At 64.2% G+C, this 23,360-nt stretch carries 21 protein-coding genes; 7 read left to right on the top strand and 14 right to left on the bottom strand.

Going from position 1 to position 23,360, the window contains the following annotated elements; genetic code table 11:
* Positions 1-11 precede the first annotated feature (11 nt).
* The 7 genes from NCS03_RS24755 to NCS03_RS24725 form a co-directional block, all read right to left on the bottom strand.
* Positions 12-809 carry an ATP-binding cassette domain-containing protein gene (locus tag NCS03_RS24755; protein WP_175980525.1) on the bottom strand — a complete coding sequence of 266 codons (798 nt, stop codon included), beginning with the start codon at positions 807-809 and terminating at the stop codon, positions 12-14.
* Positions 806-1,588, bottom strand: coding sequence for an aliphatic sulfonate ABC transporter permease SsuC (gene ssuC, locus NCS03_RS24750; RefSeq protein ID WP_008347569.1), 783 nt, complete (start codon positions 1,586-1,588; stop codon positions 806-808). The genes NCS03_RS24755 and ssuC overlap by 4 nt, the downstream gene beginning before the upstream one ends.
* Positions 1,585-2,733, bottom strand: a complete 1,149-nt coding sequence (ssuD, locus tag NCS03_RS24745) for an FMNH2-dependent alkanesulfonate monooxygenase (RefSeq protein ID WP_250530001.1) — start codon at positions 2,731-2,733, stop codon at positions 1,585-1,587. The genes ssuC and ssuD overlap by 4 nt, the downstream gene beginning before the upstream one ends.
* 138 nt (positions 2,734-2,871) lie before the next feature.
* Positions 2,872-3,858, bottom strand: a complete 987-nt coding sequence (locus NCS03_RS24740; protein ID WP_250437132.1) for a sulfonate ABC transporter substrate-binding protein — start codon at positions 3,856-3,858, stop codon at positions 2,872-2,874.
* Positions 3,859-4,009: 151 nt separating this feature from the next.
* A complete protein-coding gene (locus NCS03_RS24735; RefSeq protein ID WP_008347565.1) occupies positions 4,010-4,204 on the bottom strand; it encodes a hypothetical protein in 195 nt (64 codons plus the stop codon).
* A gap of 209 nt (positions 4,205-4,413) precedes the next feature.
* Positions 4,414-5,109, bottom strand: coding sequence for a CBS domain-containing protein (locus tag NCS03_RS24730; RefSeq protein ID WP_033536426.1), 696 nt, complete (start codon positions 5,107-5,109; stop codon positions 4,414-4,416).
* Positions 5,110-5,245: 136 nt separating this feature from the next.
* Positions 5,246-6,085 carry an alpha/beta hydrolase gene (locus NCS03_RS24725; RefSeq protein WP_033536427.1) on the bottom strand — a complete coding sequence of 280 codons (840 nt, stop codon included), beginning with the start codon at positions 6,083-6,085 and terminating at the stop codon, positions 5,246-5,248.
* A gap of 540 nt (positions 6,086-6,625) precedes the next feature.
* Between NCS03_RS24725 and NCS03_RS24720 the strand changes: the two genes are divergently transcribed.
* Positions 6,626-9,763, top strand: coding sequence for an acetoacetate--CoA ligase (locus NCS03_RS24720; RefSeq protein ID WP_250522214.1), 3,138 nt, complete (start codon positions 6,626-6,628; stop codon positions 9,761-9,763).
* Between the two features lie 54 nt (positions 9,764-9,817).
* Here the strand turns inward: NCS03_RS24720 and murJ are convergent, their stop codons facing one another.
* The gene (gene murJ / locus NCS03_RS24715) at positions 9,818-11,188 is read right to left on the bottom strand and encodes a murein biosynthesis integral membrane protein MurJ (RefSeq protein WP_008347555.1); all 1,371 of its coding nucleotides are present in this window, start codon (positions 11,186-11,188) and stop codon (positions 9,818-9,820) included.
* Between the two features lie 292 nt (positions 11,189-11,480).
* On the opposite strand from murJ, the gene NCS03_RS24710 reads away from it, so the two are divergent.
* From NCS03_RS24710 to NCS03_RS24695, 4 genes are all read left to right on the top strand, one after another.
* Positions 11,481-12,530 (top strand): glycosyl hydrolase family 28-related protein, encoded by a 1,050-nt coding sequence (locus NCS03_RS24710; protein ID WP_144403709.1) that lies wholly within the window; start codon positions 11,481-11,483, stop codon positions 12,528-12,530.
* Between the two features lie 144 nt (positions 12,531-12,674).
* A complete protein-coding gene (locus tag NCS03_RS24705; RefSeq protein ID WP_008347551.1) occupies positions 12,675-13,709 on the top strand; it encodes an SGNH/GDSL hydrolase family protein in 1,035 nt (344 codons plus the stop codon).
* Positions 13,710-13,778: 69 nt separating this feature from the next.
* Positions 13,779-13,994, top strand: a complete 216-nt coding sequence (locus NCS03_RS24700; RefSeq protein WP_250530000.1) for a prevent-host-death protein — start codon at positions 13,779-13,781, stop codon at positions 13,992-13,994.
* 170 nt (positions 13,995-14,164) lie between these two features.
* The gene (locus tag NCS03_RS24695; RefSeq protein WP_008347548.1) at positions 14,165-14,947 is read left to right on the top strand and encodes a bestrophin-like domain; all 783 of its coding nucleotides are present in this window, start codon (positions 14,165-14,167) and stop codon (positions 14,945-14,947) included.
* A 1-nt stretch (position 14,948) separates the two neighbouring features.
* Here the strand turns inward: NCS03_RS24695 and bktB are convergent, their stop codons facing one another.
* The 3 genes from bktB to NCS03_RS24680 all read right to left on the bottom strand — a co-directional run bounded on the left by bktB (position 14,949) and on the right by NCS03_RS24680 (position 19,136).
* Positions 14,949-16,133: a beta-ketothiolase BktB gene (gene bktB, locus NCS03_RS24690; protein ID WP_008347546.1), complete on the bottom strand. Its 1,185-nt coding sequence runs from the start codon at positions 16,131-16,133 to the stop codon at positions 14,949-14,951.
* Positions 16,134-16,165: 32 nt separating this feature from the next.
* On the bottom strand, positions 16,166-17,968 hold the full coding sequence (locus tag NCS03_RS24685; protein ID WP_250529999.1) for an acyl-CoA dehydrogenase: 1,803 nt from the start codon (positions 17,966-17,968) through the stop codon (positions 16,166-16,168).
* Between the two features lie 163 nt (positions 17,969-18,131).
* Positions 18,132-19,136: an AraC family transcriptional regulator gene (locus NCS03_RS24680; protein WP_250529998.1), complete on the bottom strand. Its 1,005-nt coding sequence runs from the start codon at positions 19,134-19,136 to the stop codon at positions 18,132-18,134.
* A 228-nt stretch (positions 19,137-19,364) separates the two neighbouring features.
* Between NCS03_RS24680 and NCS03_RS24675 the strand changes: the two genes are divergently transcribed.
* A complete protein-coding gene (locus tag NCS03_RS24675; RefSeq protein WP_051079011.1) occupies positions 19,365-19,862 on the top strand; it encodes a hypothetical protein in 498 nt (165 codons plus the stop codon).
* 7 nt (positions 19,863-19,869) lie between these two features.
* On the opposite strand, the gene NCS03_RS24670 is transcribed toward NCS03_RS24675, so the two are convergent.
* On the bottom strand, positions 19,870-20,757 hold the full coding sequence (locus tag NCS03_RS24670; RefSeq protein ID WP_175980514.1) for a LysR substrate-binding domain-containing protein: 888 nt from the start codon (positions 20,755-20,757) through the stop codon (positions 19,870-19,872).
* A gap of 131 nt (positions 20,758-20,888) precedes the next feature.
* Here NCS03_RS24670 and NCS03_RS24665 point away from each other — a divergent pair, with 131 nt between their 5' ends.
* Positions 20,889-21,644 (top strand): SDR family NAD(P)-dependent oxidoreductase, encoded by a 756-nt coding sequence (locus NCS03_RS24665; protein WP_250529997.1) that lies wholly within the window; start codon positions 20,889-20,891, stop codon positions 21,642-21,644.
* A 7-nt stretch (positions 21,645-21,651) separates the two neighbouring features.
* On the opposite strand, the gene NCS03_RS24660 is transcribed toward NCS03_RS24665, so the two are convergent.
* Positions 21,652-22,494: a class I SAM-dependent methyltransferase gene (locus tag NCS03_RS24660; protein WP_250441296.1), complete on the bottom strand. Its 843-nt coding sequence runs from the start codon at positions 22,492-22,494 to the stop codon at positions 21,652-21,654.
* Between the two features lie 49 nt (positions 22,495-22,543).
* Positions 22,544-23,359, bottom strand: coding sequence for a poly(3-hydroxyalkanoate) depolymerase (gene phaZ / locus NCS03_RS24655; protein WP_008347529.1), 816 nt, complete (start codon positions 23,357-23,359; stop codon positions 22,544-22,546).
* Between the last annotated feature and the right edge of the window lies 1 nt (position 23,360).

The raw sequence follows: 23,360 nt of genomic DNA, 5'->3' as shown, positions 1-23,360 counted from the left end.
TCACGCCAGGATCACGTCGAACCTCGCTGAAGCACCCGCGAAAGCACCTGTTCCTCGAGTTCGGCAAACCCCGGCGCCGTGCGCGTGCGCGGCCTCGGCAGCGGGACGTCGGTATCGAGCGTGATGCGCCCCGCATCGATCAGCACGATGCGATCGCCGAGCGACACCGCTTCCTGCACATCGTGCGTGACCAGCAGCGCGGTGAGCCGATGTTCACGCCACAAACGCTCGATCAAGCCCTGCATTTCGATGCGCGTCAACGCATCGAGCGCGCCGAGCGGTTCATCGAGCAAAAGCAGATCCGGCCGATGCACGAGCGCGCGCGCCAGCGCCACACGCTGACGCTGCCCGCCCGACAGACGCGACGGCCAGTCCTTCTCGCGTTCCGCGAGGCCGACCTCGGCAAGCGTCGCGCGGGCTTCGTCGCGCTTCTCGCGCGGCAGGCCGATCATCACGTTGTCGAGCACGCTCTTCCACGGCAAGAGACGCGCGTCCTGAAACATGATCCGCACTTGCAGTTCGTCCGATCGCGCGGCGGCGTTGCGCTGCAGAATGCCGCCGGTCGGTTGATCGAGACCGGCGATGAGCCGCAGCAACGTCGACTTGCCGCAGCCGCTGCGCCCGACGATCGATACGAAACTGCCGCGCTCGATCGACAAGTCCAGCCGATCCAGCACCGTGCGCTCGCCGAAGCGCTTCTCCACGCCGCGCAGCGACACGGCGATATCGCGCCCGCCGAGCGGCGCGCGCGCATGTGTTTCGACGCGCCTGAACGCGGGCGTCAGCGTGTCGATATCGATCAGATTCATGATTGCGCCTTCGTTTGATACGCCGGATGCCAGCGCAAGGTCGCGCGTTCGATCGCGCGCGCGGCCATGTCGGCGAGTTTGCCGAGCAGCGCGTACAGCAGGATGCCGACGACCACGACATCGGTTTGCAGGAACTCTCGCGCGTTCATCGTCATGTAGCCGATGCCCGACTGCGCGGAAATGGTCTCGGCGACGATCAGCATCACCCACATCAGCCCGAAGGCGAAGCGCACGCCGACGAGTATCGACGGCAACGCGCCCGGCAAAATCACATCGCGATACAGCGCGAAGCCGGACAAGCCGTAGCTTCTCGCCATCTCGATCAGGTCGCGATCGACCGAGCGGATGCCGTGATACGTGTTGACGTAGACCGGAAAGAACACGCCCAGCGCGACGAGCACGAGCTTCGCTTCCTCGCCGATGCCGAACCACAGGATCAAGAGCGGAATCATCGCGAGCGCGGGGATGTTGCGGATCATCTGCACGGTCGAGTCGAGCGCGATTTCGGCGGGCTTGAAAAGACCCGTCGCGAGACCGAGCACGAAGCCGATTCCGCCGCCCATCGCGAAGCCCGCGAGCGCGCGGCCCGCGCTGACCTTGACGTTGGCCCACAGATCGCCGGATTCGATCAGCGCCCACGCCGCCTTCACCACCGCGAGCGGTTCGGGCAGCACGCGCGACGACAGTCCGCCCGTGCGCGCGGCGCTTTCCCAAGCGATGAGGATCATCAACGGCACGAGCCACGGCAGCGCGCGGCGAGCAATGAATGCCAGTTTCATGATGCCGATGCGCGCGGCAATTCCGACGTGCCGATGACTTCGCCGAACGGCCCCGAGAGCGGCCCGCTCGCCTGCTCGCGCTGCTTGCGCGGCAGAAGCGGAAACACCAGTTCGGCGAAACGATACGACTCTTCCAGATGCGGATAACCCGACAGGATGAACGTATCGATGCCGAGTTCCGCGTACTGTTTCATCAGCCCGGCGACCTGCTCCGGATTGCCGACGAGCGCGGTGCCCGCTCCGCCGCGCACGAGCCCGACGCCCGCCCACAGATGCGGATACACCTCCAGCTTGTCGCGGCTGCCGCCGTGCAACGCGGCCATGCGTCGCTGGCCTTCGGAATCCATCTTCGCGAACGAGGCCTGCGCGCGGCGGATGGTTTCATCGTCGAGCTTGCTGATGAGTTTGTCGGCGTCGGCCCATGCTTCCTCTTCGGTCTCGCGCACGATCACATGCAGGCGAATGCCGAACTTGATGTCGCGCCCTTCCGCTTTCGCGCGGCTGCGGATATCGGCGAGCTTCTTCTCGACGTCCGCGGGCGGCTCGCCCCACGTGAGATACGTGTCGATGTGCTTCGCCGCGATATCGTGCGCCGCCGCCGACGAACCGCCGAACCACAGCGGCGGATGCTGCTTCTGCACCGGCGGATACAGCACCTTGCCGCCCTGCGATTGCAGATGCTTGCCGTCGAAATCGAAGCTGCCGTTGTCGTGCGACTGTTCGAGCAGGCCGCGCCAGATCGTGAGGAATTCGTCGGTGATTTCGTAGCGCGTGTCGTGATCGTGAAAGACGCCGTCGCCCGCGAGTTCGGTCGGATCGCCGCCCGTCACGACGTTGATGAGCAGACGCCCGTGCGAGAGCCGGTCGAACGTCGATGCCATGCGCGCCGACAATCCCGGCGAGCTCAGGCCAGGGCGAATCGCGACGAGAAACTTGAGGCGCTTCGTCGCGGGAATGAGGCTCGACGCGACCACCCACGCGTCCTCGCAGGAACGGCCCGTGGGCAGCAGCACGCCTTCGTAGCCGAGCGTATCGGCGGCTACCGCGATCTGACGGAAGTAATCGTAATTCGCGGCGCGCGCGCCTTGCGACGTGCCGAGATAGCGGCTGTCGCCGTGCGTGGGGATGAACCAGAAAACATTCATGTTCGTCGTGTCTGAGAGAGGGCTTGCCGCGCGCAGGAATGCAGCGGCGCTCGAACGAGTCTAACGACGCGTCGCGCGCGGCTGAACCATCGATTCGCGCTAAGGATGTGCGTGATCGTGCTAACGCCGGTCGCCGCGTCAGGCAACGTTCCAGCGCGCTTCGGTCACGTCGAGCTTCTTCGGGATGAGCTTGAGGCTCGTGAAGGTATCGGCGATCTGCTGCTGGTACGCGAGCGTGGCTGGATCGATCGGCTGCACGCCGTACGACGTGCGTTTCAACGCCGTTTCGAGGATGCCGGTATCGAGCCCGACGAGCGGCGACAATTGCGCCGCCACGGCGGAGACGTTGTCGCGCGCCCAGCGATCGACCTGATCCAGCTCTTCGAGCACCGCATGCACGAGTTGCGGCTGCGCCGTCGCGATCCTGCGCGTCGCGAGGTAGTACTGCACGTTGCGCACGATGCCTTCTGCGTCGGTCAGTTGACGCGCGTTCGCCTGCTTTTCGGCGGCGGCGAGATACGGATCCCAGATCGCCCATGCGTCGATGCTGCCCTGCACGAACGCGGCGCGCGCATCGGCGGGCGCGAGATAGACCGGTTGAATATCCGACCACGTGAGATTCGCTTTTTTGAGCGCCTCGACGAGCAGATAGTGAACATTCGATCCTTTATTCAGCGCCACTTTCTTGCCGCGCAATTCCGCGACCGAACGGATAGTCGAATCCTTCGGCACGACGATCGCCTCGGCGTGCGGCGCGGGCGGCTCGTGGCCGATATACACGAAGTCGACGCCCGCCGCCTGCGCGAAGATCGGCGGCGTTTCGCCTACCGTGCCGATATCGACCGCGCCCGCATTGAGTCCCTCGAGCAGTTGCGGCCCGGCCGGGAATTCGAGCCATTGCACCGTGACACCTTGCGCCGCAAGGCGTTTGTCGAGCGATCCGCGCGCCTTGAGCACGACGAAGTTGCCGTACTTCTGATAGCCGATACGCAAGGTCTTCGGCGCATCGGCGGCTTGCGCGATGCGCGTGGCGAGCCCGCCCGACAGCCCCGCACCGAGCGCGGCGAGCGTGAAGAGCGTGCGACGGCGCGCGGGAATGGAAGGCGTGTTCTTGCGGTCGGACATGCGTGTTTCCTCGTTGAGCGAAGGCATCTTTACCGATGCCAATGCTAACAACGCATGCCTCGCGGGCTAAACGAGAAATCGTGATATCGATAGTGCGGTCAGGCCGATGTGTACCGACGTGACTCAGTACGTCTGCACACGTCCCGACGACTCAGTGAGTGCGCCGCACGGCGCGCAGCAGCCAATCGCCATCTTCCGTGATGCGCGGCAGTTGCGCGCCGCTCACGAGTTGTTCCATCGCGATCAGTTGACGTTCAAGAAGCGTGTCGAGCTCGTGCCGGTCGATGATCTGATCGGCGGCATCCTTGACGAGCATGAGGGTTGCGAATTCGTGTGCGCTGAGCATACCTGTCTCCCCATCGTTTGATTAGCTGATGTAGGCATGCGCTTCGGACGCATGACCCGGGGGTACCTCTGGCCGCGATAGCAGCGGGATTCGATAGTAGGACCGGATGCCCGTTCGCGGCAATTCGGGTCGTCCCGGATAGTGGGAGAAATCGGCCGATCGAGACGACTTACGCCGCGACGCGCCTGTCGTTGATCGGCTTTGGACTTTCACAGCCCCGGCATGATCGGATAAGGAATCGTGTGATCCTCGACGCGCTTCACGCCCGGAATGCTTTGCGACGCGATACGCATGGCATCGAGCTGATCTCTCGACCACACCGTGCCCCACAAATGCACGACGCCATCGCGCACGACGATATTGCGCCCCGGAAACGCCCAGCCGCGTCCCGCGAGATCGCCCATCAGCATGGCGCGGATCTCGGCATCGCTGGCGAGCGCCTCGGGCGCGGCTTCGACGGCGAGCGCCGACGCCAGCGCCTGCACCAGATTCGAGCGGCTGACGATGCCGACGAGGCGGCCATCGCGCAGCACCGGCACGCGCTTGATGTGATGGCTTTCGAGCACCGCGGCGATATCGGCCAGCGACGTGTCCTCTTTCACGCAGATGGGTTCGCGCGTCATGATCTCGCCGACCGTCGGGGCATGCGACTTGATGTAGTCGGCCGCGCCGCCATCGGAGCCGAGCATGTCGAGCCACCACGAGCGGCGGTTGCGTTTTTCGGTGCCGATTTCCTCGCGATGAAGCAGATCGCCTTCGCTGATCATGCCGACGACGCGCTCATCCTGATCGACGACGGGCGCAGCGCTGATGCGGTGCTGCACCAGGAGCCGCGCCAGGTCATGCACTCTCGTTTCGGGCGTGACGGAAACGACAGGGGAAGTCATTACATCGCGTGCTTGCATCATGTGCTCCGGAGGTCGATGAATAAGGTCGCGCATACGCGTCCTGAATCACTCTAAGGAGCGCTGCGCGATCCTCGATTGACTTGCATCAAGCAATCCACCGGAGCACGCGTGCGGCGAACCGACGCGGCCTCGTTCAATGCGCGCCGATGAACGCGACGACGTCGGCGAGAACGGGCGAATCCTTGCGGCGCGACGCCGAGAACGTGTCGATGATCGTGTCGTGGCCGTATCCCGCGTATTTCTTCAGCACGACGGCGTCATGATGCGCGCGCAGCGCTTCCGCGAAGCGATCGCTGTTGCGCGGATCGACATCGGTGTCGGCCGTGCCTGCGGCGAGCAGCATCGGCGGTTCGTCTCCCGATATGAACGCGATCGGCAACGCACCCGCGCGCAACGCCGCCGGAAAGATCTCGTCCATGTGGGGATCGCTCGTCGGGATCGCGGCGTACGGACCGGCGAGTCCGATCATCCCGCGCAGCGAAGTATTCGCGATGCCTTGCGTGGCGAGATAGCGCGGATCGGTTGCGAGCATGGACGCCAAGTGCGCGCCGGAGGAATGCCCCATCAGAAAGATGCGATTGGGATCGCCGCCGTATTCGTGCGCGTGATCGCGTGCCCAGCGCACGGCGGCGGCGGCGTCATCGAGAAAGCCGGGAAAAACGGCTTGCGGATAAATGCGGTAATCCGGCGCGACGGTCACGATGCCGTGCGCGGCGAGCGCCTCGGCAATATTGCGCGAGTCCTTGCGATGGCCGCTTTGCCAGCCTCCGCCGTAGAAATACACGACGACCGGGCGATTCCCCGGCGTGCCCGAATCGGGTGCGTAGACGTCGAGCCGCTCGCGCGGATCCGTGCCGTACGCGATACCGTCGGCTCGTTCGCTATCGTGTTCGAGCGCGCGCGCGGCTATGACGCCGCCCACGCATGCCGCCAGCGCGAGGGCAATGAACTTTCTTCTTGCCGGAAAATGCATGTTGCGTTCGGAGTATTTTTTCAGGCGACATGACATGATGCACGACGCTTATTGTCCGTGCTGGAAATATCGTTGCGTGCATCATCTTAGAGCAGCAGGAACCGCACACACTTACGGCGGCCTGACGAATAGCATCACGAATCTTTCATAATCTTTCCAATTAGGAATGCCACGCATACCGGTTATTCGATGTTTATAAGCGTGTCGAATTCACGCATCGCAAATCGCATTGTTTCGGTCGCGCGAGGGCGCGAATTAACTCTTCAGCCCCTGATTAAATAATATGGCATGACCAGCCGGCGATTCGCGTCATTCCTACCGACTCCCAACGCGCTTCATTAATCAGCGAACGACTTGTGTTTCTCTCCGCACATTACCGGGCGATCTGTCTGGATACGCTTAATCGTCGATGGCACATGTCCGCCGGAATCGGACCTATTCGAGAGCGCGAAAAAGCGCCGCAGACAATCCAGAGATTTAAAAAAAGAAGGCAAACCGAGTGCCCAAAGGTATTGCCATAACTGCTGAGGGAGCCACTTCATGGATCGTTCGGAATCGCCCGGCGAGGCGAAGTCGCGTCTGCCGATTTTTGTCCAGGAAACCGTCCAAACCACACCATCGCAGATATCCGCATTCACCGCGGCGCTGCGAGCGCAATCCGACCAGCCATTAAAAGACTTTAGCGAGTTACACGACTTCTCGATCCGCGATTACCGCGGCTTCTGGAAGTCCTTTCTGCAATGGACGCCGGGATTGACGTGGTCGGGCAAAGCCGAGCCGGTATGCGTCGGCGATAGTTGCGAACACGCGCGGTTCTTTCCCGACGTCACGCTCAATTACGCTGAGAATCTGCTCGGCTTCTCGATTGCGCCCGCGGATTCGCCAGCGCTCACCGCCTGTCACGCCGATGGCCGCCGCGTGCGCTTTACGCGCGGCGACTTGCGTGCGCGCGTGGCTCGTCTCGCCGACGCGCTCACGCAACTCGGCCTGCGCGAAGGCGACCGCGTCGCGGGCGTGATGCGCAACGACGCCGATGCGATCGTCACCGCGCTCGCCGTGACCGCGATCGGCGCGACGTTGTCCACCGCCGCGCCGGAAATGGGCATCGAAACGCTGCTCGACCGCTTCACGCAGCTCGAACCGCGCTTCCTGTTCGCGCATACCGCCGCCAAGTCCTTCGACACCGGCACGCCGCTCGACAAGAAGATATCGATGCTCGCCGACGCGCTCCCAACGCTTGCGGGCATCGTCAGTCTCGATGGCGATCCGTCGGCCGTGCACGCCGCGCCGCCCGTCAACTCGCTGGACGCGCTGCTCGCGGCCGGCGATCCGGCGCGGGTCGAATGGAAGCGCTTTAACTTCAATCACCCGCTCTTCGTGATGTTCTCGTCCGGCACGACCGGCAAGCCCAAATGCATCGTGCACGGCGCGGGCGGGAGCCTCATCGAGCATCTGAAGGAGCATCGGCTGCATTGCGATCTCCGGCCGGGCGACCGCATGTTCTTCCACACGAGTTGCGCGTGGATGATGTGGAACTGGCAGTTGTCGGCGCTCGCGTCGGGCGTCGAAATCGTCACCTATGACGGGCCGATCGCATCGGTCGATACGTTGTGGCGGCTCGTCGCCGAAGAACGCGTCAACGTGTTCGGCACGAGTCCCGCGTATCTGAAGATGTGCGAGGACGCCGGGCTCGTGCCGTCGCGCGAATTCGATCTGGGCGGCCTTCACGCGATGATGTCCACCGGCGCGATCCTCTTCGACGCGCAGTTCGAATGGGTCCGCGACAACGTGAAGCCGCTGCGATTGCAGTCGATTTCCGGCGGCACCGACATCCTCGGCTGCTTCGTGCTCGGCAACCCGGACCTGCCGGTTTATGCGGGCGAGGCGCAATGCAAGAGCCTCGCGTTCGATGTGCAGGCGTGGCGCGACGGCGCGCGCACGCAAGGCGTCGGCGATCTGGTGTGCGTGAACCCGTTCCCGTCGCGCCCGCTCGGATTTCTCAACGATCCGGACGGCGAGCGCTTTCACAAGGCGTATTTCAGCGCCAATGCGGGCGTGTGGACGCACGGCGATCAGATCGAGTTTCCGCCGGAAGGCACGGCGCGTCTGCACGGACGCAGCGACGGCGTGCTCGTCGTGCGCGGCATCAATGTCGGGCCGGGCGAGATCTATCGCGTGCTCAACGACATTCCCGAGATTCGCGAGGGCATCGTCGTTCAGCAGCGCGTGCGCGCCGCCGATGCCGATGCCGATGCGCCCGGCAATCCGGTCGGCGAACGGCTCGTGCTGCTCGTGACGCTGAAAGCCGGCGCGCGGCTCACCGGCACGCTGATCGCGCGCATCCGGCGCGATCTCGTGAGCCGCACGTCCGCCGCCCATGTCCCCGACGTGATCGCGGCCGTCGACGATCTGCCGGTCACGCATAGCGGCAAGCTGACGGAAGCCGCAGTGCGCAATGCCGTCAACGGGCTCGATGTGACCAACGCCGCCGCGCTGCGCAATCCGGCATCGCTCGATGCGATCCGTCATCATCCCGCGTTGCAGCCGCGATCCGGCGACGTGCCGCAGAGCTACGCGACGCGCGAGGAACTGGAGCGGCTGTTGCAGACCAAATGGGAGCAGCTCTTCGCGTTCGCCCCGATCGCTCGCGACGACAATTTCTTCGAACTCGGCGGACATTCGCTGCTTGCGGCGCGTCTGCTGGCGGAACTGCAACCGATCATCGGACGGCCAATCCCGCTCTCGACGATGTTGCGCGCGCCGACCATCGCGAAGCTCGCCGATGTCATCGACAACGGCGCGCTGCCGCAGACATCGGAAGTGCTCGTGCCGATGCGCGAAGGCGAAGGCGTCCCGCTCTTCCTCGTGCATAGCGTGACGGGATCGGTGCTCGAATGCACGCGCCTGATCGGCAACATGCGCAAGGAGCGCCCGGTGTACGGCCTTCAGGCGCTCGGGCTCGATGGCGAGACGGCGCCGCAACGCCGCGTCGAGGACATGGCGAAGACTTACGTCGAGCAGATTCGCAAGGTTCAGCCGAACGGCCCGTATGCGCTCGCCGGATTCTCGTTCGGCGGACTGGTCGCGCTCGAAATCGCGCAGCAGTTGTTCGGCGCAGGCGAGCAGACAGAGTTCGTGTGTCTGCTCGACACCTACGTGCAGGAACGCTGGCTGCCGTGGTTCGCGCTGCTCGAATTCCGCCGCGATTACGCGAGCCGTCTATGGAAGACGCTCGCGGGGATGTCGCCGCGCGAACGCGTCGGTTTTGCGGGCGCGAAGTTGTCGGCCGCCGGGAACAAGCTGGCGATGCGCCTCGGCCGCGTGCCGCAGACGCCGGCGCAAGTCGCATCCGCCGATCCGATGCCGCCGGTTTTGCGGCGCATGCGCGACACGTTCCGCGCCGCGATGAACAACTATCGGCCGAAGCCGTACGAAGGCGGCCCGATCGTCTACGTACGGGCCGCGTCGCGCGAGGAAGACCGGGGCGATCCGCTGCCGCTCTGGCGCAAGATTGCGCGCCGTGGGCTGACGGTCGCGGAAGTGCCGGGCAACCATGCGGGCGTCATCGAGGAACCGGGCGTGTATGCGGCGGCTGCCGCGCTCGACCGCGACTACAGCGCCGAGGACGACACCGAAATGCAGCGTCGCGGTCATGGCGTGATGGTGCGGGGCGCGTAGGACTTGCCAGCGGGTCAGCCGCTCGCGCGAACGGAGCGGCTGACTGCCGATGAATCACTGGCTATCGGAACGCGGTGCGGTAGCGGTCGGCGCGAAGCTGGTGAGGAAGAAGTAGCAGATGAAGACGCTCGCCGCGCCCACGCCGGTCCCGAGCAGCACGCCCTGCGATCCGAAAAAGCGGATCAGAATCGCCGTGGCCGCTAGCTTGGTCGCGAATCCCAGCACGGAAATGACCGTGATCGCCTTGTAGCGCGCCTCGCTCGCGAACGACTGAATGAGCACGCACATCCCGAACGAAAACGGAATCTGCGAAAGCCCGCAGCGGAACAGGCTCGTGACCGCGATCGTGTCCTCGCTCGTGAACGCCCCCTTCTGGAACAGCAGCTTGATCGCGTACGGCGCAAGCGCATAGGCGATCATCGCGCCGACCGTTCCCACGCCCAGCATCACGAACGACCATTTACGCGCCGTGCTGCGCGCCCGCGCGTGATCGCCGCGATGCAGGATTTCCGAAAGAATCGGCAAGGTCGCCCGACTGATCGCGATCGCGCCCATGCTCACGAGCAGCGACAGCAGCCGGTTCGCGTAGCCGAGCGTCGCGATGGCGCCATCGCCCATATGCGCCATGAAGTATTGATCGACGGGAAGCCACAGGTTCGCCACCACCGAGCCGATCAGCAACATGCCGAGCGAGCGCGTCATGCCCGGCCAATGCGGCGCGCGCACGGAGAGACGCGGGCGCGCGGGCACGCCATCGGCGCGCCGGGCGAGGATGCGCAGCCACACGGCCTGAATCACGATGCCGATCGTCGTGCCGACGATGAGCGGCATGATCGACGTGTTGTTGCGCGCGCTCAGCACGAACACCAGCAGCGCGATGGCCGGCACGCATTCCAGCAGCGTGTTGATGTGCCTTTCGGATGCCTGGAGCCGCGCCGCCGAAATGCAGATCGTGAAGGCCAGCACGCCGACCGGCGTCATCCCGACGACCATCTGCCGGCACATTTCGCGCGTCGATTCGGAGAGCGTTCCGGCGAAGAGACCGACCATGTGCGGCCACAAAAAATACAGCAGCAGCGATACCACGATGCCGATGGCAAGCCCCGCGCCCTCGAGCTCGCTGAGAAGCTGGTTCTGCCGGTGCTTGTCGTTCCTGAGCGCGACGAGCGCGGGCACGAGCAGCACGCTCAACTGATTCGTGATCGTCGCGGGCAGCCAGGTAATGATCGTGAGCGCGAGCTGATAGGCATCGACGGTGCCGCTGACGCCGTATCGATACGCGATCGCCATTTCCTTCGATGCGCCGATCAGCTTCCCGGCAAGAACGAACAGCAGCAGGACGAAGGCGCTCCTCGCGATGCGCTTGTGATCCTGATGAACCCCGAGCAGACGTTCTCTTAGCGATTGCACTGTTGCGGTCAGCACTCTCCCTCCGGCAAATTGACCTCGATCCGCGCAAGACGGATGCTTGCTTGCGCACCGGGGGAGAGTGCATCAAACGGCATGCGCGAACTGTTCGCCACAGCACGGCGCGCGCCGATGCCATGCGCGAACCCCGCGATTCTGCACGGTCATGCTGGCACGCCCGGCCAGTTTGCGCGCTTGCCGGGTGCGCTACCGTGCAGAAGTCCACGTTCATAACGTGCGAGAGTGGCGGCTGCGCGCGGCGTCATCGGAGCCTCGTCATCGTGAATCTCAATGCGCGTACGGAAGGCAAATGAAGAAATCCATTTGGGTTGTTGTAATAATGATTGTTGTTTCCGTGCTCGCGATAAACACGCCACGCGTGACGCAGCATGTGCAGACGGTCTACGCAGTCTGGGACGATGGCCGGGTTCTGAACCGGCTGAACTGGCAAACCTTCGTGCGCTGGTGGCATCGGCTGAGGAACGAGAACTACGGCGGCGCGCATCGCGCCACGCTCACGAGTTCGCCGGTCCCGGCGACGCCGAGTTGCCCGCTGACGTCGTTCACGCCGCCGAAGCTCGTCGATCCGCGCAGCCCGAAGGATTTCGGCGCGGCCGGCGACGGCAAGACCGACGACACCAAGGCGTTCCAGGCCGCCATCGATGCCGGCGATGTGCTGGTGCCCGCCGGCACGTATCTGCTCAATCACACGGTCGTCGTCACGGCCAGCAACCGGCATCTACAGTGCGAGCCGGGCGTGACGCTCAGGAAGACGATCCGCAACAACGGCAACATGTTCAATTACGAAGGGCCGTCGACGGGCAACAGTCTCGTCGGCTGCAACTTCGTGGGCGCGAATCCGACGCGTATCCGCGAATGGGATCGCCCCGGCGAATACGACATTCCCGTCCAGACCAATGGCGCGGTCGACAACTTCGTCCTCGCGGGCAACAGCTTCCGCGATTTCTTCGGCCAGTCTATGTTCCAGACCGAAGGCCAGGGCGGCGGCACCGGCGCCGTGCTGATGTTCAACTCGTTCGCCAACTGCCCGCTGTACGGCATCGCGCTCGTCGGCTCGGTGAACGGGCGCGTGGCCTATAACCTCGCCGACAACTGCCGCATGGGCCCCGAGAACAACGACGCCACGCAGGACACCGGCGGCAACGTGCTCGAATGCAACCGCATGGTCAACGGGGGCAACATCACGGGCGGGGCGAATGGCGAAGGCGGCGTCGACTATAGCGGGAACGTCGTGCGTCACAACATCCTGGATGGCGGCTATATGCAGATCAGCCCGCCCACGCACGGCAAACCGGCGAGGTACATCGACAACACCTGCAACGACTGCGGGACGGAATAAGCGGGTTACTGACGCTGGAGTGGGAAGCGCATCTTTCTTGCTTGACGTTGCCATCGATACCCGGAGCCGCGACTTCTTCCTCGCCGGACGACATTCCGTCGACGCGCGCGAAGCCGGCCCGGACAAGGATGAGACGGAGGAGCGATGCGCCAGATCGGAATCACGCCCGGCATTCGCCGCGCAATTTCTGCCGTGCTGATTGCACTGCTTACCTCATGCGGCGGCGGCAGCGGCAGCGATAGCGACTCGGGCGGAACGAGTCCGTCCGCGCCGGCGGGCGGCGTGAAGCTGCAGGTCGTCGCGTTCGGCGACAGCTTGTCGGATGTCGGCACGTACGCGCCCATCGCGAGCGCGGTCAAAGGCGGGCGCTTCACGACCAATCCGGGCCAGGTCTGGACGCAGAATGTCGCGCAGTATTACGGCGACACGCTGACGGCGGCATTCACGATCGACCTCGGACACGAGTTGAAGCCGCAAAGCGGTTTGGGCTACGCGCAAGGCGGTTCCACGGTCGCCACGCCGGCCGATCAGAACCAGTTCCTGACCGATGTGATCGGCGATATCGAAATGCCGGTCAATCAGCAGATTTCGAGCTATCTGTCGTCGCACGGAAGTTTCAATTCGAATCAGCTCGTGCTCGTTTGGGCCGGCGCGAACGATGTTCTGCGCGCGGGCACGCCGCCCGCCGCCAACACGACCGTGCAGACCGCCGCGACGACGCTCGCGCAACTCGTCGGCAAGATCGTGCAGAGCGGAGCCACGCATGTGGTGGTGGTGAACGTGCCGAATATCGGACTCTCGCCCGATGGCCTCCGCCAGTCCGATGGCGGCGGCAACCTCACGCAACTGTCGCAGCTTTTCAATGCGACGCTGACCTCGGCGTTGCAGACGAACGGGCTGCAAGGCAAGGTCATCGTCGTCGATTCCTATACGTGGACGACGCAGACCATCGCGAACTATCAGGCCAACGGATTCACCGTGTCGAACACGGCGCAGGCGTGCGATCCGTCGAAGACGCCGCACGATACGTCGCTGCTGTGCTCGCCGGCGACCTACGTGACGTCGAACGCGGACCAGACGTACATGTTCGCCGACGAACTGCATCCGACGACGCGCATGCACGCGCTCTTCGCGCAGTATGTCGAGCAGCAGATCGCGGCGAGCGGGCTCGGGCGGTGAATCGGGCGATTTTGGGCGGAATCGCGTTGCTACGGGACTGAATATGGTCGAGATTCGGTTGTTCATTCCTTGACTGAATTGACCGTGAACATAGCCGACCCCATGAAACCGACGATCAATCTTGAGAGCGAAGCGGCGCAAAGCGGCGCCACCGCGCAAGTAACGAACGCGCTCTTGGATATCCTTGCCATCGGGCATACGCAAATCGATCGCGCTGACCACGTCGACGGCGACGAATTCTTCGCGAACCTCGGCGAACTCGACCGCCAACAGAAAATTCGCTAGCGCGTGGCCCGCACTCACCGCCGCGTCGATTTCCGCGCCGCGAATGTGCTGACGTTCGGAAGCGGCTATCACCCGCTATCAGCCCAGCGGCGAAATGCGCACGGGCACCTTCGAAGCCCCCCATCGACTGTGATTTAATGTGCTCCGTTCGGGTCCACGGAGCGCATCCGATGACGAGCACCTGGTTGCACAACCTTCCGCTTTGGCAGATGACGCTCGTGGTATTCGGCGCGACGGGCGTCGCGGGGGCGGCGATCCACTTCGTAACGGGCCGGCTCGCGGCCAGCGCGCATCGGCGCGCCTTCACGACGCTTTCGCCGGGCCTGCTTTCGCCGATCGGCGTCATCTTCGGCTTGCTCATCGCGTTCACCGCCGCGCAGGTCTGGAACGACACCGCGCGCGCCAACGGCGCCGTCGATGCCGAAGCCGGCGCGCTGCGATCCGTCGTCGTGCTATCCGCCGCTTTTCCGCCAGACGCGCAGATCCAGTTGCGCAAGCTGATCCGCGAATACATCGAATACACCGTCAATACGGAATGGCCGATGATGGCGCAAGGCGCGGTCACGCTGAAAATCAGTCCGCCGACGCTGAACAAGGCGCTTCAGTTCGCGCTCGCCCTGCCCGCGATAACCCCCGGACAGCAGACCGCGCAGCGGCAGGTAGCGGTATCGCTGGAACGGGCGCTCGAAGCGCGCCGCGAGCGCATTCTGGTGAGCCGGTCCGAAGTCAGCGGCATCAAATGGCTGTGCCTCGGCTTTCTCGCCGTGTGTCTCGTCTTCGCGATCGCGCTCGTTCATGGCGAAAACCGGCTGACATCGGCCGTCGCGATCGGGCTCTTCTGCGCGAGTCTCGCGACGACCATGCTGCTGATTCTCTCGCACGACCGCCCATTCTCCGGCGAGATCGCGGTGAAGCCCGAGCCGCTCCTGCAGGTCGTCCCCGCGTTCGGCTGATTCACTGAAGATTTTCGAAGATCGCCGCGATGCCCTGACCGCCGCCGATGCACATCGTGACGAGCGCGTAACGCCCGCCGATGCGCTTCAGTTCATAAAGCGCCTTCACCGTGATGAGCGCGCCCGTCGCGCCGACCGGATGCCCGAGCGAAATGCCCGAACCGTTCGGATTCACCTTGCGCGGATCGAGTCCGAGCTCGTTCGTCACCGCGCACGCCTGCGCGGCGAACGCTTCGTTGGCCTCGACGACATCGAGCTGATCGACGGACAGACCCGCCCGTTCCAGCGCCTTGCGCGTCGCAGGCACGGGACCGATGCCCATATACGCCGGATCGACGCCCGCGTGCGCGTAGGACACGAGCCGCGCGAGCGGTTTCGCGCCGCGCCGCTCGGCTTCGCCACGCTCCATCAGCAGCACGGCCGCCGCCGCGTCGTTGATGCCCGATGCGTTGCCGGCCGTCACCGTGCCGTTCTCCTTGACGAACACGGCCTTCAGGCTTTCGAAGTCGCTCGGGCGCGCGTCGTGGCGGACGTGCTCGTCGGTGTCGAAGACGGCATCGCCTTTTTTCGCGCGCACGGTGATCGGCAGAATCTGCTCGCCGAAGCGGCCTTCCGCGATCGCACGCGCCGCACGGCGATGCGATTCGAGCGCGAGCGCGTCCTGCGCCTCGCGGGAAATGCCGTATTTGCGCGCCACGTTTTCCGCCGTCACGCCCATGTGGATTGTCTGAAAGGGATCGTGCAGCGCGCCGAGCATCATGTCGACGAGCTTGCCGTCGCCCATGCGCTGCCCGAAGCGCGCGCCCGGCAACGCGTACAGCGCGCGGCTCATGGATTCCGCGCCGCCGCCGATCGCGATGTCCGCGTCGCCGAGCATAATCGTCTGCGCAGCCGATACGATGGCCTGCAAGCCCGATCCGCACAGCCGGTTCACCGTCAGCGCCGGAACGTGCTGCGCGACGCCGCCGTCGATCGCCGCGACCCGCGCGAGATACATGTCCTTCGGTTCCGTATGCACGACATTGCCGAAGACGACGTGACCGACGTCGTCGCCCGCGACGTTCGCGCGCTGAAGCGTTTCGCGCACGATCATCGCGCCGAGTTGCGTCGGAGAGAAATCCTTCAGGCTGCCGCCGAAGTCGCCGATCGCAGTTCGCACGCCGCTTGCCACCACTACTTCACGCATTGCATCGCTCCTGTTGATTTCGCGCGCAGGCGTCAGAATTGCGCCTCGCTCAATGTGAACAGCGGATCGTCGCCGTGCGCCGAGACGATCGCGGTTTCCAGCGCGCGCGCCTGCGTCAGCACGTATTCGGAGAAGCAGTGCGCGGTCGCGATCTTCGCGCCGTGGAACGCCGGATCGTCGGCCCGTCTGGCTTGCGCGACGAGCAGCGCGCGCGCCATCTGCCAGCCCGACAACACGATGCCCGCGAGCTTCAGATACAGCACGCTGCCCGCGAACACCGCGTTCGGATCGCGCTTCGCGGATTCGAGCACGTAGGCGACGACGTTCGCGAGCGCGTCGCGGCCATCGGCGAGACGGCGATGCATCGATTCGAAAACGCGCGCGGCATCGCCGGCATCGACGGATTTCAGAGCGTCGAGCGTCTCGTCGATCTGCGCGAGCAGCACCTGCGCCGTCGCGCCGCGATCGCGCAGCGTCTTGCGGCCGACGAGATCGTTCGCCTGGATCGCCGTCGTGCCTTCGTAGATCGCGAGGATGCGCGCGTCGCGATAGAGCTGCGCCGCGCCGGTCTCCTCGATGAAACCCATGCCGCCGTGAACCTGAACGCCGAGGCTCGTCACGTCGTTCGCCATTTCGGTGCTCCAGCCTTTCACGACCGGCACGAGGAATTCGTTGAGCGCGAGATGGCGGGCGCGCGTGTCGGCGTCGTCGTGATGATGGGCGATATCCGCGTGCGCGGCCGCGACGTAGGCGAGCGCACGCGCGCCTTCGGTCATCGCGCGCATCGTGCCGAGCATGCGCCGCACGTCGGGATGACGGATGATCGCGACGGAACCCGCGCTCGAACCATCGACGGGACGGCTCTGCACGCGTTCCTTCGCATAGTCGGCGGCCTTCTGATAAGCGGCGTCGGACAGCGCGATGCCCTGCAAGCCGACGCCGAAGCGCGCCGCGTTCATCATCACGAACATGTATTCGAGGCCGCGATTCTCTTCGCCGACGAGATAGCCGGTCGCGCCGCCGTTATCGCCGTACTGGAGCACGGCGGTCGGGCTCGCCTTGATGCCGAGCTTGTGCTCGATCGACACGCAATGCACGTCGTTGCGCGCGCCGAGGCTGCCGTCGTCGTTGACGAGGAACTTCGGCACGACGAACAGCGAGATGCCTTTCACGCCTTCGGGCGCGTCCGGCGTGCGCGCCAGCACGAGATGGACGATGTTCTCGGCCATGTCGTGCTCGCCCCAGGTGATGAAAATCTTGGTGCCGAACACCTTGTAGGTGCCGTCGCCCTGCCGTTCGGCGCGCGAACGCACGAGCGCGAGATCGGAGCCGGCTTGCGGCTCGGTCAGATTCATCGTGCCGGTCCAGACGCCTTCGATCAGCTTCGGCAGATAGCGCGCCTTCAGTTCGTCCGAGCCCGCGAGCAGCAACGCTTCGATGGCGCCATCGGTGAGCAGCGGGCACAGCGCGAAGGAAAGGTTCGACGCGTTCAGCATTTCGATGCACGGCGACGCGATCAGTTTCGCGAGCCCTTGTCCGCCGAATTCGGCCGGATGGCTGATGCCTTGCCAGCCGCCTTCCGTGTATTGACGGAAGGCATCGGCGAAACCGGGCGTCGCCGTCACTTCGCCGTCGCGCCACTCGCTCGGCTGCTGGTCGCCGCGCGCATTCAGCGGCGCGATGACTTCGGCGGCGAGTTTCGCGCCTTCCTCGAGAATGGCAAGCGCTGTGTCCGCGTTCGAATCGGCAAGTCCGGGAAGCTGGCTGATGCTTGCAATATCTGCCAACTTTTCCATGACAAACATCATTTCCTTGACGGGCGGCGTGTAATTCATCGATGACTCCTGGGCCCACAGCCTTTCGACGAAACGCGCGCTGTGGCAAACAAACGTTGATGTGTTGCGATGCATGGTATCAACGCCGCCGGAATCCTTAGCTACCGGAATCTGCCCTTTCACTGACAAAATCTGCCAAACGCGCCGGCCGCTTTTGGGCGCGTCACTCGCCTTTTCTTTGCCGGTACGCCGCGGGCGTGCTGCCGGTCCAGTGACGGAACGCGCGATGAAACGCGGTCGGATTATCGAAGCCGACGTCGTATGCAATGGCCGCGATGGCATCGTTCGAACGGGTGAGACGCTGGATCGCGATGTCGCGGCGCACTTCGTCCTTGATCGCCTGAAAGGTCGTGCCCTCGGCTTCGAGACGTCGGCAGAGCGTGCGCATCGAATAGTGCAACTGCTGCGCGACGGCATCGACGGTCGGCGTCGACGGCAGGCCCGTCGCGATGCACTGCCGCACGCGATGACACACCATCTCTTCCGTGAACGACACGAAAATCCAGTCCTCCGGCGCGCGCTGAAGAAACGCGTCGAGATCGGACTTGCGCTGACGGATCGGGCGGCCGAGATAGCGCGCATCGAACGCGATGAGCGTGCGGTCGCGGCCGAAACGCACCGGCCCCGGAAACAGGTACAGCAGATCGCCGGACTGCGCGGGCCGCATGAATTCGAACGCCGCTTCGATGAGTGGAATCTTCGCGCGGATCAGCCACGACGCGACGCCGTGCACGAGCTTCAGCACGAGTTCCCGCGCGAGCGCGCTCGCGGGCGGTCCAGCGGGATTCGCGACGAATTCGACGGTCGCATACGGTCCCTCGCGGCGCGACACGAGCTGGAATTCATCGAGCACCAGATGGAAGAACTGCCCGAAGCGATGCAGCGCGACCTCCAGACGCGGCGCGTCGAGCAGGCTCAAACACAGGAATTTGAGCGTGCCGTTGCGCAGCGGACGCGCGAAGATTCCCGGCATCTCGTCGTCGAGTTCCATCGCAAGCAGGCGATAAAGCGTCGAAAACTGCTCCTGTGTGACGCGCGCGGCTGGCATGCCGAGCAGCTCGTGCGGAATGCCGGAATGCTCCGCGAGCCGGATGACCGCGGCGCGGTCGGCGCCCGAAAGGAAGCCGTTGACGACCGAGATGGGAACGGTTGGGGAAGGAGGCCTCATGAGGCCGATTTTGTCATAGCCGCCGGGCGGCGTAGCGCGGAACGCGTACGTTCGTGCTTCATCGCGAACGTCCGGACCGGTGCGGACGAATCGCTGGACCTTTCAGATTGAAACTTCTATAACGGGATGTGCAAGCGCCGTCCGAAAGGCATCCGTCCGCGACGAAGCTCGCTCGAATTAGTTAGGAACTCGAACCATATGTTCTGAAGAAAATTTTGGAGGTTGATCATGACCCGTTTCCCCTGTTCAACGAAACTCCTTGCGTTGCCGGTTCTGAGCCTGATGGCAGGCGCATCCGCCGCTTGGGCGCAGACGCTTCCGAAGCAAGGCAATATCGAAGCCACGTACACCGCATCCGGCGCGGATGTGCGCAATATCAGCGTGAGCGGCGATGACGCCGTGTATCTCTTCGAATCCACGCTCCTGATGACGAACAACAAATCGCCGCTGATGCAGAACGTCACCGCGCGCTGCGTCGAAGCCGGCTTCAGCGCGGGCACGGCGACCGGATATTGCGTCTATTCGGACAAGGACGGCGACAAGTTCATCGAGTCCTACACGTATCAGGGCGGCACGCCCAAGGGCAAGGGAACGATCGGCTCGGGCACGGGAAAATACAAGGGCATCGAAGGTCAGTTCGACTGGCAGCAAGTCGTCGCCCTGCCCTCGGACAAAGGGACATATAACTACGTCGGCAAGAAGACCGGCAGCTATCGCATTCCGTGAGCGAGATTCAAAGCTGAAAGATGGACGCCACATGATCGATGAACGCGCGGACGACAGGCGGCAGCCCGCGACGGGTCGTGAAGACGAGGTGGACGATCCCGGTTTCGGTTTTCCACGACGGAAATACATGCACGAGCTCGCCGCTCGCGACCTGCTCGCGACAAACGTGATCCGGCAGCAAGGCGACGCCGAGCCCAGCCATCGTCGCATCGCGCAGTGAGACATAGTCCACGCACGTCATGCGCGGCTCGCTGCGGATCGTATGCGACGCGCCATCCGGTCCGGTGAATTGCCATTCGATCTCGCCCATCTGATCGGTGGTCGCGAGCGTCGGCAATGTCGATAACACCGCAATGTCGCCGCTCGTGCAAAGCGACGCGACGACGGGCGCGGCCACCAGAATGCGGCTCGAATGCCCCAGCGTCCGCACGATCAACGACGCGTCCGTGTCCAGCCTGACGCGCACGCGAATGGCAATGTCGATGCGTTCCTCGATCAGATCGACGGGACGATCCACGGCGATCACCTGCAAGCGCGCCTTCGGAAAGCGCGTCAGAAACGTGTTGTATGCCTTCGACAAAGTCGGCATGAGACCGAGCGGACAACTGCAGCGGATCACGCCGCGCGGTTCGCTGAGCGCTTCGGAGACGACCGAATCGGCTTGCTGCACGTCGAGCACGATCGTCCGGCAACGCTCGTAGAACGCCTGTCCGACGTCGGTCACGCGAAAGCGGCGCGTCGAACGTTCGATCAGGCGCACGCCGAGCCGCGCTTCGAGCCCGGCGATGCGTCGGCTGATCGTCGATTTAGGCGTGCGCAGGACGCGGCTCGCCGCCGCGAAGCCTCCATGCCCGACGACTTCCGCAAATAGAACGTAATCGTTGATGTCCGCCATGCCGATTGCCTCGATTGACCCATTTTTGGAACTATCAAACCCAGTTTCGCAGTCTACCGCGCCGATTGTCTCATCGGCATGATGTCTTCAACGCGACGCAACGTGCGACGCGAAACCAACGGAGAACTCAAATGACTGGCAAATTCGAAAACAAGGTCGTGGTCGTGACGGGCGGCACCAGCGGAATCGGCTATGCAACGGCGGCGCGTTTCGCGGCGGAAGGCGCGTCGGTGTTCATCACCGGCCGTCGTCAGAAGGAGCTCGACGCGGCTGTCGAGTCGATGAAGGGCCGCGTCGTCGGCATCCGCGCGGACATGTCGAACCTCGCGGATATCGACCGCGTCTACGATGCCGTTCAGCAGAAGCATTCGCACATCGACGTGCTGTTCGCCAACGCCGGCGGCGGCTCGATGCTGCCGCTCGGCGCGATCACCGAAGAGCACTACGAAGACACGTTCGGGCGCAACGTGAAGGGCACGATCTTCACCGTTCAGAAGGCGCTTCCGCTGCTGCGCGACGGCGCGTCGGTGATCCTGACCGGGTCGACGGCGGGCAGCGTGGGCACCGCCGCGTTCAGCGTCTATAGCGCGTCGAAGGCGGCCGTGCGCAACCTCGCGCGTAGCTGGACGCTGGACCTGAAGGATCGCGGAATTCGCGTGAACGTCGTCAGCCCGGGGCCGGTGAAAACGCCTGGTCTCGTCGAGCTGGCCGGCCCCGATCCGGCGCAGCAGCAAGGCCTGCTCGACTACATGGCGTCGAACGTGCCGCTCGGACGCGTCGGCGATCCGGACGAAGTCGCGAAGGTCGTGCTGTTCCTCGGATCCGATGAATCGAGCTTCGTCGCGGGCGCGGAATTCTTCGTCGACGGCGGCATCGCTCAGGTCTGAGACGTCACTAAGGCTTGACGAACCTGAGCGTCATGCGATCCGACTCGCCGATGGCGGCGTAACGCGACCGGTCGACATCGCCGCCCCGGTAAGTGGGCGGCAAGGACCACACGCCGTTCGGATAGTCCTTCGTATCCTTTGCATTCGCGTTGATCTCGCTGCGCGCAACCAGCACGAAACCCGCTGCTTGCGCGTGCTCGATCACGAATGCTTCGGTCACGTAGCCGGAATCGATCATTTGCTGCACGGTCGTTCCCGGCCGCGCGCGATGCTCCTCCACGCCGAGCACGCCGCCATGCTTGAGCGCGTCATTGAACGCGCGCAGGTTTGCATCGATCTGGCCGTCCTTGATCCAGTTATGGATGTTCCTGAACGTGAACACGCGGTCGAACCGCTCATGCGCGTTAAAGCCGATGAAGCGCCCCGCGTGCAACGTGCCGACGACGACGTTTCCATACACCGCGGGCGCAGCCGCGAGCTTGCGCCGATAAGCGGCGTCGGTTTCGCTGTCCTCGGCGGCGAGGTCGGCGGATATGCTCAGATATTGCGCCTCGTAAAGCTGACCCGAATCGTGCAGATAGGGCGCGAGTATGTCCGTGTACCACCCGCCGCCCGGCGCGATTTCGAGCACCGCCTGGGTCGGAGTCAGCTCGAAGAACTGCAGCGTTTCTCTCGGATGACGATAGACGTCGCGCGCCCTCGCCTTGTCGCTGCGTTGCGATCCGTTAATGGCGGCATCGAGCGACGATTGCGCATCGCGTGAAGAAGACGCGCATCCTGTCAGCGCGAGCATGAAGCTGGCGGCGGCGATGACAATCGCGCGCCGCATGTCGAGGCGAATGAGGTTCATGAAGCACGATGCGAGTCCGAGGTATCCGACACGATACGCGTTTCTTTCGCTATTCGCTCGCCAGGAAACTGCGCACCAGCGGCCCGACTTCGCATGTTCGCGTGATGAGAAACAGATGCCCGTCCTCGATGACATGCAGCGTCGCGCGCCGGATGCGGCGTGCAAGGATTTGCGCGTTGACGAGCGGAACGATGGGATCGTCGTCGCCGTGCATGACGAGCGTCGGCTGGCGCAGGGAGCCGAGCCAGAGCAGGCTGCTCCATCCGCACGTCGCGAGCAGTTGATACATGTATCCGCGTCCGCCCGGCGCGCGAATGTGACGGCCATGTTCCGCCAGCAGCGCGGGATCGCGCCGGTAAGCGCCGCCGTAAATCTCCGCGCCCACTTCCCGCAGATAGTCCGGATCGCGGTAACGCCGCGCGCCGACGAGCTTCGACAGCACCGATAGCCGCCCCGGCACCATGATGACGCCCGGCGATGTCGCGGCCAACACCAGCCTGCGGCAGCGATACGGATACATATACGCGAACTGTTGCGCCAGCGCGCCGCCCCACGACACGCCGAGAATGTCGACCGGCCCTTCGTAGCCGAGCTTCCCGAGCAGCTTGTCGGTCATCACCGCGAGCGTCGCGAAGCGATACGGCACGAGCGGCGCGGGCGATCCGCCGACGCCGGGAACATCGAAGACGACGACTTCGACATCGCCGAGCGCATCGGCGAATGGCTGAATCAGTTCGAGATTCGCGCCGATGCCGTTGAACACGACGAGCGGCGGCGAAGTCTCGTTGCCACGCCAGATGCCCACGCGAAGCGTTTGGCCATCCAGCGAAACAGTCTGTATTTCCGGTGCGCGCACGTTTTTCATC

The organism is Caballeronia sp. ATUFL_F1_KS4A, from assembly GCF_023630905.1.
In the GTDB taxonomy this organism is placed as follows: Bacteria; Pseudomonadota; Gammaproteobacteria; order Burkholderiales; family Burkholderiaceae; genus Caballeronia; species Caballeronia zhejiangensis.
Note: the sequence above shows the minus strand (reverse complement) of the source record. Positions and strands in the feature narration are given on the sequence as shown.